Source organism: Leeuwenhoekiella sp. W20_SRS_FM14 (assembly GCF_052119605.1).
Classification (GTDB): Bacteria; Bacteroidota; Bacteroidia; order Flavobacteriales; family Flavobacteriaceae; genus Leeuwenhoekiella.
In genome coordinates this window covers 213246-227394 of the sequence record NZ_JBGQOK010000001.1, presented here as the reverse complement: position 1 = coordinate 227394, position 14149 = coordinate 213246, and the positions used below count along the sequence as shown (strand labels likewise).

The window sequence follows — 14149 nt, the reverse complement described above, 5'->3', positions numbered from 1 at the left end:
ACTATTTTGATTGACTAAACGTACTCACATACCCATTATGAGCGCAAATACGTTTAGTTTAAACAGTGAATTTGAAAAGTTATTAAGCTGTAACTGCTTCTTCTGAAGAAACCGTCTTAATATCTTTCATTGCAGTCATAGACTCTCTCAACCACGCTCCTACTGCTTCTACTTCGTGAGAACGTATTGCGTCATTTACTGCTATTAATGCTTTATTATCTACACCATTATCTGTAGCGTAAGCTTTACCAATTACGTTTGTATCTATGTTCTTCATAAAATCTGTCAACATAGGTTTACACGCGTGATCAAATAAATAGCAACCGTATTCTGCAGTATCAGAAATCACACGATTCATTTCGAATAACTTTTTACGGGCGATCGTATTTGCGATTAGTGGCGTTTCGTGAAGCGACTCATAATAAGCAGATTCTTCAATTATACCTGCTTCTGTCATGGTTTCAAAAGCAAGCTCTACACCCGCTTTTACCATAGCAACCATCAACACCCCGTGATCAAAATATTCCTGCTCGCTAATTTCCTGACTACCTGCAGGTGTTTTTTCAAAAGCAGTTTCTCCCGTTTCTGCTCTCCATTTATGAAGATTTACATCATCATTAACCCAGTCTTCCATCATTGTTTTAGAAAAATGACCAGAGATAATATCATCCATATGTTTGTGAAATAATGGACGCGTAATTTCTTTAATTTCTTCTGCTAATTCAAAAGCTTTAATTTTTGAAGGATTGTTCAAACGATCCATCATATTGGTAATACCACCGTGCTTAAGCGCTTCAGTAATTGTTTCCCAACCGTACTGAATCAGTTTTGAAGCGTATCCTTTATCAATTCCTTTTTCGACCATTTTGTCAAAACAAAGAATAGAACCTGTTTGAAGCATACCACATAAAATAGTTTGCTCACCCATCAAGTCACTTTTAACCTCAGCAACAAAAGAAGATTCTAACACACCTGCTCTGTTTCCACCAGTTGCAACCGCATATGCTTTTGCCTGATCTAAACCGTGACCCTGCGGATCATTTTCAGGATGCACTGCAATTAGAGTAGGTACTCCAAAACCACGTTTATATTCTTCACGCACTTCAGATCCCGGGCATTTAGGTGCACACATAATAACCGTAAGGTCTTTACGTATTTGCATCCCTTCTTCTACGATATTAAAACCGTGACTGTATGCTAAAGTCGCACCCTCTTTCATCAAGGGCATAATTGCATTAACTACAGCAGTATGCTGCTTATCTGGTGTAAGGTTACAAACCAGATCTGCAGTAGGAATCAACTCTTCGTAAGTACCTACATTAAAACCATTTTCAACAGCATTTTTATACGAAGCTCTTTTTTCTTTAATAGCACTTTCACGAAGTGTGTAAGAAATATCTAAACCGCTGTCACGCATATTTAAACCCTGGTTTAAACCCTGTGCACCGCAACCCACGATTACTACTTTCTTATCGCGTAAGGCTTCTATTCCGTTAGAAAACTCATCAGACTCCATAAATCGACATTTTGCCAGCTGAGCTAACTGATCCCTTAAGGATAGTGTATTAAAGTAATTTGACATTTTACTATGTTTTATTGATTATGATTAGTTGTTTTATTCTGCAAATTCTGCAAGCATTGTAGAGATTTTCATCTCATCTTTTGTAACCGCAATGCGCCCTGAGCGTACAAATTGCATAATGCCAAAAGCACTAAGCTCTCTGTAAAGCAACTCGATTTCTGAGCGACGTCCCGCTTTCTCAAGAACAAAAAATTCTTTGTTTACGGTGACAATCTGCGCGTTGCTTTCTTTAATAATATTCTGAATCTGGCGTTCTTCAAACAACAGATCTGATTTGATTTTAAATAGACAGGTTTCTAAGAAAATGGTCTGCTCATCGGTATGATAAAAAGCTTTAATAACCTCAACTTGCTTTTCTAACTGCCCGATGATTTTTTTGATTTGCTCTTCAGTTACATTAATAACAATTACAAATCTTGATACTCCTTCAATCTCAGACATCGAAGTATTTAAGCTCTCGATGTTTATTTTTCTACGCTGAAATATTGCCGAAATACGATTTAATAAACCGATGTTATTTTCGGTATAAATAGATACGGTGAATGTTTTTATTTCGCTCATAATTATTCTAATCTAATGTCTGAAACTGATGCTCCTGATGGAATCATAGGGAACACATTATCTTCTTTTTCTACTTTTACCTCTAAAAAGTAAGGACCGTCTGAAGCTAGCATTGTTTCTATTGCACCTGCTAATTCTTCGCGCTTTGTTACTTTCTGGGCATCTATAAAGTAACCTTTTGCTATGGCTACAAAATCTGGATTCACCATTTCTGTTGAAGCGTAACGACGATCAAAAAACAGTTGCTGCCACTGGCGCACCATTCCTAAAAAGTCATTGTTTAATACCACAATTTTTACGGGTACTTTAGTTTGAAAAATGGTACCTAATTCCTGAATTGTCATTTGGTAACCACCATCACCTATAATTGCCACGACAGGACGATCTGGAGCTCCCATCTGCGCACCTATAGCCGCCGGAAGCGCAAAACCCATGGTACCTAAACCACCTGAAGTAATGTTGCTTTTTGATTTATTAAATTTTGCATAGCGGCAGGCTATCATCTGATGCTGCCCCACGTCTGAAACAATTACTGCTTCTCCTTTAGTAACTGTATTTATACCTTCTAAGACCTCACCCATGGTAAGTCCTTCTTTTGTGGGATGTATATCGTCGTTTATGATTTTATCATATTCGATGGTGTACATATCCTTAAAGCGCTGATGCCACTCTGTGTGTGACTTTTCTTCAAGTAATGGTAGTAAAGCTGCAAGGCTTTCTTTGCTATTTCCTAAAACCGCAACATCTGCTGTAACATTTTTATTCACTTCAGCAGGATCTATCTCGAAGTGAATTACCTGAGCTTGCTTGGCATAGGTATTTAAGTCACCGGTAACACGATCATCAAATCGCATTCCTATAGCAATTAATACATCACATTCATTAGTTAACATATTAGGAGCATAATTACCGTGCATCCCAACCATACCCACATTAAGCGGGTGGTCTGTAGGTATAGCAGAAGCTCCTAAAATGGTCCAGGCTGCTGGTATTCCCGACTTCTCGACCACCTTTTTAAATTCTTCTTCAGCTTTACCAAGAATAACTCCCTGACCCCAAACAATTAATGGTTTTTTTGCTGCATTAATAATTTTTGCTGCTGCCGCTACTTCGTCAGGGTTTAATTGTGGAACCGGTTTGTAGCTACGTATAGCCGTACACTTTTTATATTTAAAAGCAAACTCTTCAAACTGAGCATCTTTTGTAATATCTATTAATACAGGACCGGGACGACCACTGCGTGCAATGTAAAAAGCCTTAGCAATGACTTCCGGTATTTCAGAGGCTTTCGTCACCTGGCAATTCCATTTTGTTACCGGTGTAGAAATACCAATGATATCTGTCTCCTGAAACGCATCACTACCTAATAAGTGAGATGCCACCTGACCTGTAATACACACCATTGGCGTAGAATCTATCTGCGCATCTGCAATACCCGTAATCAGATTTGTAGCCCCGGGGCCTGAAGTTGCTATTGCCACTCCTACTCGTCCACTTACACGAGCATATCCCTGTGCAGCGTGAGTTGCTCCCTGCTCGTGACGCGTAAGAATATGATTTATCTGATCTTGATATTTATACAATTCGTCATATACCGGCATAATTGCGCCTCCGGGATAGCCGTAAATGGTATCGACCCCTTCAGCAAGTAAACATCTTATGATGGCTTCTTTACCTGTGATTCGCTCTGTTGCCTGCGAGTCTGTGGCCTGTAATTTAATAGTTTGTGTTTCCATAAGCCTACTGCTACATTTCGTCTGTCACACACCCTTCAGATGCAGAAGACACTGTTTTTGCATATTTATAAAGTACCCCGCGCTCAAATTTAAGTTTTGGAGCAGTCCATTTTGATCGTCTTTTTTCCAACTCTTCGTCAGAAATTTCAATATTGATTGTATTCTTAACCGCGTCTATGGCAATAATATCACCATTTTCAACAAGTGCGATGTTACCGCCTACCTGTGCCTCGGGCGATACGTGACCCACTACAAAACCGTGAGATCCCCCTGAGAAACGTCCATCGGTAATCAATGCAACATCTTTACCTAAACCTGCTCCCATAATTGAAGAAGTAGGTTTTAGCATTTCGGGCATACCGGGTCCACCTTTTGGACCTTCATAGCGAATGATTACCACATCACCTTTCTTTACTTTCCCGTTTTTAATTCCTTCATTTACGGCTGCCTCACTGTCAAACACATTAGCAGTACCTCTAAATTCAAGCCCTTCTTTTCCGGTTATTTTTGCCACAGCACCTTCAGTAGCGAGGTTTCCAAATAAAATACGTATATGACCACTGTCTTTAATGGGCTTATCTAAGGTGCGTACGATGTCCTGACCGTCTATTAGATTAGCTACGTCTTTAAGATTTTCTGCCAGCGTTTTTCCGGTAACTGTAAGGCAATCGCCGTGTAACATATTCTTTTCAAGCATATACTTGAGAACCCCTGGAATTCCACCTACTTTATGTAAATCTTCCATAGAATATCTTCCACTAGGCTTTAAGTCAGCCAGAAGTGGTGTGTTATCGCTAATTTTCTGAAAATCTTTTAGCGTAAATTCTACCTGTGCAGCTTTGGCTATTGCCAAAAAGTGCAACACAGCATTAGTGGAACCACCTAAAACTGTCACCAGTTTAAACGCATTTTCTAGCGATTTACGAGTTACAATATCTGAAGGCTTAATATCTTTTTCTAATAAATATTTAAGGGCCTCCCCAGCTTTTACACATTCCTGCGCTTTAATATCGCTGTCTGTAACAGCAGGATTAGATGAGTTAAAAGGTAATGACATACCCAAAGCCTCTATCGCCGAAGCCATCGTATTAGCCGTGTACATACCACCACAAGCTCCCGCCCCGGGGCAGGCTTTGTGTACCACTTCTTTATATTCATTCTCATCTATCGTACCGGCTACCTTCTGACCATAAGCCTCAAAAGCCGAAATGATATCAAGTTTTTTACCATTATGACAACCCGAAGCAATCGTACCTCCATAAACCAAAATCGAAGGACGGTTTAAACGCAACTGTGCCATCAACGCACCCGGCATATTTTTATCACAACCTACAACAGTCACCAGACCGTCATAGCTCATTGCCTGCATCACGGTTTCAATTGAGTCTGCAATAATATCCCGAGATGGTAAAGAAAATCGCATACCGGGAGTACCGTTTGAGATGCCATCGCTTACGCCTATTGTATTAAAAATTAAGCCCACCATATCTGCTTGCTCTGTACCTTTCTTAACGTGTGTCGCCAGATCATTAAGATGCATATTGCAGGGATTGCCTTCATATCCGGTACTTGCGATACCTATAAAGGGTTTTTTTAAATCTTCATCGGTGAGGCCGATAGCGTGTAACATTGCCTGTGCTGCCGGCAAAGTGGGATCCTGAGTAACCGTTTTACTGTATTTGTTTAATTCCATTTTTTTAAATCTGTACCGAAATTAATTAATCTTGTTTTCAACTATTCTTTAACAAAAAAGCTTTGAATATATCAGACCTACACAAAAACTTATTAAAATATTGAATATCAATATTTTAACCTAGTAATACTACTATGTTCAACTCCTAAAATCAATATGATTTTTATTGAATTGAGCTATTTTTGAGTTTGTTATACCTTACAATTCGTGATTTTTAACCCCAAAAAAAAACCTTCCTGAATACGGAAGGTTTACTATATGATACACCGTCCCGCATTAAGGTTTCTTAATGACGATAGAACGTACACGAATTATTTGCTTTCTCATTACAGACCAAAAGTATTGAATTTTAAAGCAAACCGGCAACCTACCAACTCTTAATGAACACTAAGGTCTCATTTTTAAATAAACCGAATTTTAGGAAGGGTTTAAGGGTTTTTAGTTATGAGAAGAACAGCGCTTTTGTATTTTTATTAAAAATTATTAAATACATTTATAGATGAATTATAGAAAATTAGGCAAAACAGGGTTTAAAGTCTCTGAAATCGCACTTGGAACCTGGCAGGTAGGCGGAAAATGGGGTTCAGGTTTTGACGCTGCAAATGCAGATACCATTTTAAATACAGCTATAGATGAAGGTATCAATTTTATTGACACCGCAGACGTTTACGAAAATGGTTTAAGTGAAGCTGCCGTAGGACGTGTTGTAAAATCCCGATCTGAACAAGTATATGTTGCCACAAAATGTGGCAGACAAATAAACCCGCATGTTGACGCAGGCTATTCAGTAAAAACATTGAGAAGCTTTGTTGAAGCAAGTTTAAAAAATACTGGATTAGAACGCCTTGATCTGATACAATTGCACTGCCCTCCTACTGATACCTACTACAGACCAGAGATTTTTGGTCTTTTTGAAGATCTTAAACAAGAAGGTAAAATTGCAAATCTAGGTGTGAGTGTTGAGAAAGTTGAAGAAGGCCTTAAAGCAATGCAATACGATAATGTAACTACAGTTCAAATCATTTTTAATCTGTTTAGACAACGTCCTGCTGAGCTATTTTTTAGCGAGGCGGAAAAGAACAACATCGGCGTAATTGTACGGGTACCATTAGCCAGCGGTTTACTAACCGGAAAATTTGACACAAATACTTCTTTTGAAAAAGAAGACCACCGAAACTTTAATCGTAATGGTGAAGCCTTTGATAAAGGAGAGACCTTCTCTGGCGTTAATTTTATAAACGGACTCAAAGCAGTAAAGGAGTTAAAGAGCCTATTTCCTGATGCTGAAAATCTTGCACCTATTGCATTGCAATGGATTTTAAATCATCCCACGGTAAGTACTGTAATTCCTGGAGCTTCTAAAGCTGAGCATTTACAATCTAATCTTTCAATTTATAATCGTGAAAAGTTAAGTTCAGACCAAATCAAAAAAATGAATGCGATTTATAAAGAATACATAAAACCAGATGTACATCAGCGGTGGTAAATGGAAGTTGAAGGTTAGTGGATAAATTTTAATCGTGGAATCAAGAAAAACTAATATTTTTTTTCCTCCTCCTTACTTTACATTTATCAGAAACTAGTTTGTATTCTGATATTGTATTTCCTATTTTTTACTCCAGGATTTTTCCGTATTTGGTTAAATCTGGAGTAAAACCTAATGAAGAGTAGAGTTTTCTGGCCTTTTTATTATCGTCAAAAACATTTAAAGTTAGTAGGCTATAGCCACAATCTTTGGTCCATTCTTCAGCTTTACTCATGAGCATTTTTCCTATACCGCGACCTCGAGCATCTGGTGAAACGATAATGTCTGCAATATGACCGTGTGGCTCTCTGTGATAGTAATCGGTTCCTATTTCTAAAAATATAAATCCCAGTTGCTGCTTAGTTTCTTCATCTTCCGCAATAAAAATGGCATTATCCTTATTTACGTCCAGAATTTCGGCTTTAATAATTCGCTGATCAATATCGAGCATTACGTTAGGATCACGCCAATGTGGCAACTCAGGATCTGTAAGGCTGGGAAGTAATTCCAGAATAAAGTTAGTATCTCTTTTTTCTACGCGTCTTATGTTTACTGAAGGCATATTTGAAAATAAATATTAATGATTACACATTTTTAATAGCATACCCCATTATAAAAACTGTACAAAATATTTTAACTCCCAGTCTTCTTACCTATAGTTTATACATTAAAGACTAGGAGCTAATTTTAGGTATGTTTTAATCTAAAACAAACTATTCTTGATAACTAAGAATCTAAAATTTATTGAAATACACCGTTTTTTTGTTTACAAACTCCTGGATTCCATCTAAAGAAAGTTCGCGGCCATAACCCGAAATTTTTGTACCTCCAAAAGGCAATCGCGGATCGCTTTTAACAAGATCATTTACAAAAACGGCACCGTCATCAAATTGCGGAACCAGTCGTTTTGCACGCGCATTATCTTCTGTAAATAGGGAAACTCCAAGTCCAAAAATTGACTGATTTACCAAATCAACAGCTTCTTTTTCAGTCTTAAAAGTTGTAATACCTATTACCGGTCCAAATGTTTCTTCTTCAAATAACGTCATATCTGATGTTACATCACCCACAATTGTCGGCTCAAAATAGGCCTTATTGCGTTTCCCTCCCAGCAGTAACTTACCTCCTGCCTTAAGGGTTTTGTTAAGTTGTTCTTCTAATTCTTCAGCAAGATCCTCACGCGCCATTACACCTATATAGGTATCTTCATTCATAGGATCGCCGCTTTTTAAATCTTTAACTGCTGCCACATACTTTTCAGTAAATTCTGCAACGATATCCTCGTGAACGATTAAACGTTTACCGGCGATACAACTCTGTCCTGTATTTTGAAAACGAGCTGTAACTGTTTTTTTAAGCGTTTCTTCAAGATTACAATCCTCAAAAAGAACCAGCGCGTTACTACCGCCTAATTCTAAAACCGATTTTTTAATCTCACTCCCTGCGGTAGAAGCAACAGCCTTTCCGGCGGGTGTGCTTCCTGTAAGTGTCACCGCTTTAACTTTAGGATTTTTAATTACATCTTCTATTTTTGAACTGCTTAACGGTAAATGCGTAAAGCAATTTTTAGGAAAACCTGCACGCTCAAAAACCTTCTGTATATTGTCTGCACTACGCATCACATTACTCGCGTGTTTCAAAATGCCAATATTACCCGCCATTAATGCTGGTGCCGCGAAGCGAAACACTTGCCAAAACGGATAATTCCACGGCATAACAGCAAGTACAACCCCTATAGGCTCATAGCTTACGTAACTTTCTTCTGCGTCTGTCTCTATGGTTTTAGGTGCTAATTGATCTGCTGCATTATCTGCATAAAAATCACAAACCCATGCGCACTTTTCAATTTCGGCAATTGCCTGAGTAATGGGTTTTCCCATTTCTAAAGTCATTGTCTCTGCATATTCCTGCTTATTCTTCCTGAGCTCTTCAGCTGCAGCTTTCATTAAATTACTGCGTTCTGCATAGGATGTTTTGCGCCAGGATAAGAATCTATCGTGTGCTTGATCTATAGCACTTTCAGTTTCTTCAATTGTTAATTCTTTAGTTTCGAATACAACCTTTTGATTGTATGGGTTTATGGATTGAATCATCAGAATATGTTTAGTTTTTTCGAATTATTTTTCAAAGTTAGAAAGCGTTATACAAAGCCGTTGGCCGATTAAGAGCACTTTAACGTAAGGAAGTTGGGAATGCAAATTTGAAAAGCTGCAAAAAGTAAATTAGCATTAAAACAAACCGCTTTTTTAAAAAAAATCAAACCGAAGTGTTTATAAGTCGTTTACAACTCTTTTGGCCTTATTCTTGAAGCCAATGTATTATAATTAATTTTAGAAAACTTCTTACTATGAAAACCAGAGATACGCAACTTATCGACATCAGACCAGAAATACCTTCAGCCAGGGTTAATGATCAAATGAGTGCCGAAGAACATTTTCAAAATGCGACACTTAGACCGGTTGCAAAACTTCAGAATGATTTACTGGTTGAAGCGTTTAGAAACTACATCGCTAAGCACAAAAATGTGTATTATAATTTAACTGTAGAAAAACGCCTGGCTTATATTGAAAATGCAATACAGAAGGATATTAAATTTAGAAATAGTCTAAAAGGAATGCTTATAGGTCAATTTACTCTTGATGAGTACCGAACTTATATTAAAAACTCTTCGGCACTAAATAAGCGTATGATGAATCTGGTACGCGAGCGTATACAGAGCAATATTCAATTGCTTGAAAAGGAAATGGCAGTTTAGTGTTTTTTTGGTATACTTAAAATAGAAATATATAGAGATAGCTCTTCAATATTTATTAATAAAAAAATCCCTCTAGAACAATATCCAGAGGGATTTTTAATATTATAAACTACTTATAGCTGCTGCAGCTACGTTTTATACATTAAATAAGAAGTGCATCACATCGCCATCTTTAACGATATAATTTTTTCCTTCAACACCCATTTTACCGGCTTCTTTCACTTTAGCTTCACTACCGTATTTTACAAAATCTTCGTAACCTATAACTTCAGCACGTATAAATCCTTTTTCAAAATCTGTATGAATTACACCCGCTGCCTGTGGTGCGGTAGAACCTATGTTGATTGTCCAGGCGCGTACCTCTTTTACACCTGCTGTAAAGTAAGTTTGTTGCTTTAACAATTTATAAGCAGCACGTATTAGTTTTGCAGATCCCGGCTCATCCAGGCCTATATCCTGTAAAAACATTTGGCGCTCTTCATAATCATCTAGCTCTGTAATATCTGCTTCGGTACCAACAGCCAATACCAGAACTTCTGCCTTTTCATCTTTTACAGCTTCGCGTACTTGCTCTACGTATGCATTGCCATTTACGGCAGAGCCTTCATCTACATTACATATATACATTACCGGTTTATCTGTAATAAATTGTAATGGCTTTACATATTCCGCGTAATCTTCATCAGAAAACTCGATAGCACGTATAGAAATACCCTGCTCTAACGAGCTTTTTATTTTAAGTAAAACAGTTTCTTCTTTTTGAGCATCTTTATTACCCGTACGAGAAGCTTTTTTTACTTTCTCAAGCTTCTTATCTACCGTCTCAAGATCTTTAAGCTGTAACTCAATATCTATGGTTTCTTTATCTCTAACCGGATTCACACTATTGTCAACGTGCACAATATTATCATTATCAAAACATCTCAATACATGCAAAATCGCATCGGTCTCTCTAATGTTTCCTAAAAACTGGTTTCCTAAACCTTCTCCTTTACTTGCACCTTTAACTAATCCTGCAATATCTACAATATCTACAGTAGCAGGCACTACACGTTCTGGATTAACCAATTCTTCAAGCTTTAAAAGTCTTGGATCTGGTACATTAACCACACCTACATTAGGCTCGATGGTACAAAAAGGAAAGTTTGCACTTTGCGCCTTAGCATTTGACAAACAATTAAAAAGAGTTGATTTACCCACATTTGGCAATCCTACGATACCTGCTTTCATTACTATAATTTTTGGAGGCGCAAATATAGGAAGCTTCTATAGATTTTAAGACTATAGACACAAACAATAATTAGCAGATGTTTAAGACTTCAACCTTGTCGTTACTTTTATACATAAACACCGGGGTTTTTGCCCACTATTAGATCTGCATTTGATAAGTTACCTCTTAAATAATTCTCAATATAAAGCCCTCATTTTGAGATATTAAAAATTTTAATACTTCTTATTTATTAATCAAATAAAATGTTAATTCATTATATTTATTCCAACTTAAAATGGCATTCCTTTGAATACTTTTGAATAATTAACTCTTAAACAATCTAATATGAAATTAAAAATTACATTATTTTTTAGTGTGTTTTGCAGCATCGTCTGGGCTCAAAATACCGTTACGGGTACCATAACAGACGCTGAAGGCACATTACTCCCCGGTGTAAATATTGTACAAAAGGGAACTATAAAAGGTGCTACTTCAGACTTTGACGGAAAATACACTATTGATGTAAGTGATGATGCAACATTAATATTCTCGTATATAGGATTTGAACAGCAAGAAATCGCTGTTAACGGAAAAACTCAAATTGATGTCACAATGGCGAGTGGTGTGCAACTTAGCGAAGTTCAAATTGTAGGTTCACGTAGTCCCAAACGTACATCTACAGATACTCCTGTGGCTATTGATATTATAGACGTGGCTGAAGTGAGTACACAAAGCGGCCAGCTCGAAGTAAACCAATTATTACAGTATGCAGCACCTTCTTTTAATGCTAATAAACAATCTGGCTCTGATGGGGCAGATCACATTGACCCCGCTTCATTGCGTGGTTTAGGACCAGACCAGACGTTAGTTTTAATTAATGGCAAACGCCGCCACCAATCTTCTTTGATAAATATATTTGGAACGCGCGGACGAGGAAATACGGGTACAGATTTAAATGCAATTCCCGTAACATCAATTAAGCGTATTGAAGTTTTAAGGGACGGTGCTTCGGCGCAATACGGCTCTGATGCAATTGCAGGTGTGATTAATATTGTTTTAAAAGATAAAACAGACGCAGTTGAGGGTAATGTAAGCTATGGTTTTTATAATACAGATGCTCAGGGAGATTTTGGCACAGATCCTTATGGGTTATGGAATACCGATGGATATCGTTTAGATACGGAGCGTGATGGTAATGCCATAGGAAAAGATAAATCCTTTGATGGCGGTTCTGTAAAAGTAGGTGTCAACTATGGAGTGGCACTTGGCGACAACGGCGGTTACGCAAACTTCACGACCGAGTACATCAATAAAAATAAGACGCTTCGTCCCGGTTTTGAATTTAGAAAAGGTTTTGGAGAAGCTGCAATTGAAGGGTTAAACCTTTTTGCAAATGTTGCATATCCGGTTTCTGATAAGACTGAAATTTATGCTTTTGGTGGTCGTAATTACCGTGATACAGACGCTTTTGCATTTACACGAAATGATGGAGCCCGAGTGGTAACTTCAATCTTTCCTAATGGTTTTACACCGCGTATCACGTCTATCATTACAGATAACTCGGTTTCAGTAGGCATACGTACTAAGTCTGATTCTGGTTGGAATATGGATTTAAGCAATACCTACGGAAAAAACTTCTTCCATTACTATATAAAAGGTACTCTTAATGCTAGTTTAGAAGATCTTTCTCCAACAGATTTTGACGCCGGTGGTCACAGTTTAGACCAGAATACTATAAATCTCGATTTTTCTAAATATTATGACGAGATCCTTTCGGGGATGAACATCGCTTTTGGTGCAGAATACCGTACTGAAAACTTTATAATTTTTGCAGGTGAAGAGGGATCATACGGTACCTACGACACTACCGGAAGATTAATAATAGATCCTGCCACACAGACACAGCCTATAGATGCTGCTTCTGGCGACCCGCGTCCAGGAGGTTCTCAAGGATTCCCGGGTTACAGTCCTGCTAACGAAGTAGATCGAAGCAGGTCTAACGTATCTTTATATGCAGATACCGAGTTTGACCTAACGGAAGCCCTTCTTTTAAGCGCTGCAGCACGTTTTGAAAATTACAGCGACTTTGGAAGTACCATTAATGGGAAACTGGCTTCACGGTTGAAAATAAGTGATAATTTAAATCTGCGTGGTTCTGTGAGTACTGGCTTTAGAGCTCCATCTTTAGCACAGATTTACTACAATCTGCGTTTTACAAACTTTGTAGGTGGTGACGCTTTAGAATCTGTATTATCTCCTAACAATAGCCCCGTTACTGCATCTTTTGGTATAGGCCCTTTAAAAGAAGAAACCGCTTTAAATGCTGCTTTAGGTTTTACGGCTAATATAGGTGCATTCTCAGCTACGATAGATGGGTATTATATTAGTGTAAAAGATCGTATTGTACTTACCGGTAATTTTGATGCTACAGATATTCCGGGTGTTGAAGCTGCACAGTTTTTTGCAAACGGAGCAGATACCCGCACAAAAGGTCTGGACGTAGTTTTAAGCTATAAAAAGCGAATTAATGAAAATGTTTTTAGCGCCACCTTTACTGGCAACTTTAATGATATGGAAATCACAGACGTTAAAAATGGCGCATTAGATGAGCAAACCTTCTTTGGAGAACGCGATAAAGCCTTTTTATTAGCATCGGCTCCAGACAGCAAAATGAGTTTAAATTTGAACTATGAACGTAACTGGTTTAGCACAGGACTTTCATTTACGCGCTTTAGCGAAATAAGCTTGTTAGATTTTCAGGTTTTTGAAACACCTGCAGATTTAGGTTACGCAGATAATGATGCTTTATTAGCAGGTGCTACAGATTACTACAGCCCAAAAGTAATTACAGATCTTGTTTTTGGTTTTGATCTTTCAGACCATTTACGACTACAGGTGGGTAGTACAAACCTGTTTAATGTATATCCTGATCAGCAAGATGACTGGACCGAAGCTGGTGGTTACTGGGATTCTGTACAGATGGGTTTTAGTGGAGCGTATTATTATACCCGTTTATCTTTCAATTTCTAGTTTACAAAATCAAATACATAAAAAAGCCCGGCAACTTGCCGGGCTTTTTCTTTATAT

Annotated in this window: 10 protein-coding genes; 3 read left to right on the top strand and 7 right to left on the bottom strand. The window is 37.8% G+C overall.

Annotated features, from left to right (window positions below):
• Positions 1–82: 82 nt before the first annotated feature.
• Genes ilvC through ilvD form a run of 4 tightly spaced genes read right to left on the bottom strand, consistent with a single transcriptional unit; the run spans position 83 to position 5572 of the window.
• On the bottom strand, positions 83–1582 hold the full coding sequence (gene ilvC / locus ACEN25_RS00945) for a ketol-acid reductoisomerase (protein WP_441801225.1): 1500 nt from the start codon (positions 1580–1582) through the stop codon (positions 83–85).
• Between the two features lie 33 nt (positions 1583–1615).
• Positions 1616–2143 carry an acetolactate synthase small subunit gene (ilvN, locus tag ACEN25_RS00940; RefSeq protein WP_028375764.1) on the bottom strand — a complete coding sequence of 176 codons (528 nt, stop codon included), beginning with the start codon at positions 2141–2143 and terminating at the stop codon, positions 1616–1618.
• 2 nt (positions 2144–2145) lie between these two features.
• On the bottom strand, positions 2146–3879 hold the full coding sequence (gene ilvB, locus ACEN25_RS00935; protein ID WP_441801224.1) for a biosynthetic-type acetolactate synthase large subunit: 1734 nt from the start codon (positions 3877–3879) through the stop codon (positions 2146–2148).
• Between the two features lie 10 nt (positions 3880–3889).
• Entirely contained in the window at positions 3890–5572 is a 1683-nt protein-coding gene (ilvD, locus tag ACEN25_RS00930; protein ID WP_441801223.1) for a dihydroxy-acid dehydratase, read from the bottom strand.
• A gap of 499 nt (positions 5573–6071) precedes the next feature.
• Between ilvD and ACEN25_RS00925 the strand changes: the two genes are divergently transcribed.
• Positions 6072–7058, top strand: coding sequence for an aldo/keto reductase (locus ACEN25_RS00925; protein ID WP_441801222.1), 987 nt, complete (start codon positions 6072–6074; stop codon positions 7056–7058).
• Positions 7059–7185: 127 nt separating this feature from the next.
• Here ACEN25_RS00925 and ACEN25_RS00920 read toward each other — a convergent pair whose 3' ends face one another.
• The gene (locus ACEN25_RS00920; RefSeq protein WP_441801221.1) at positions 7186–7659 is read right to left on the bottom strand and encodes a GNAT family N-acetyltransferase; all 474 of its coding nucleotides are present in this window, start codon (positions 7657–7659) and stop codon (positions 7186–7188) included.
• Between the two features lie 172 nt (positions 7660–7831).
• Positions 7832–9190, bottom strand: a complete 1359-nt coding sequence (locus ACEN25_RS00915) for an NAD-dependent succinate-semialdehyde dehydrogenase (protein ID WP_441801220.1) — start codon at positions 9188–9190, stop codon at positions 7832–7834.
• 254 nt (positions 9191–9444) lie between these two features.
• On the opposite strand from ACEN25_RS00915, the gene ACEN25_RS00910 reads away from it, so the two are divergent.
• Complete coding sequence (locus ACEN25_RS00910; protein ID WP_441801219.1) at positions 9445–9852, top strand: glyoxalase; 408 nt, start codon at positions 9445–9447, stop codon at positions 9850–9852.
• 135 nt (positions 9853–9987) lie between these two features.
• On the opposite strand, the gene ychF is transcribed toward ACEN25_RS00910, so the two are convergent.
• A complete protein-coding gene (ychF, locus tag ACEN25_RS00905) occupies positions 9988–11082 on the bottom strand; it encodes a redox-regulated ATPase YchF (RefSeq protein WP_441801218.1) in 1095 nt (364 codons plus the stop codon).
• A gap of 325 nt (positions 11083–11407) precedes the next feature.
• On the opposite strand from ychF, the gene ACEN25_RS00900 reads away from it, so the two are divergent.
• The gene (locus ACEN25_RS00900) at positions 11408–14092 is read left to right on the top strand and encodes a TonB-dependent receptor (RefSeq protein WP_441801217.1); all 2685 of its coding nucleotides are present in this window, start codon (positions 11408–11410) and stop codon (positions 14090–14092) included.
• Positions 14093–14149 lie beyond the last annotated feature (57 nt).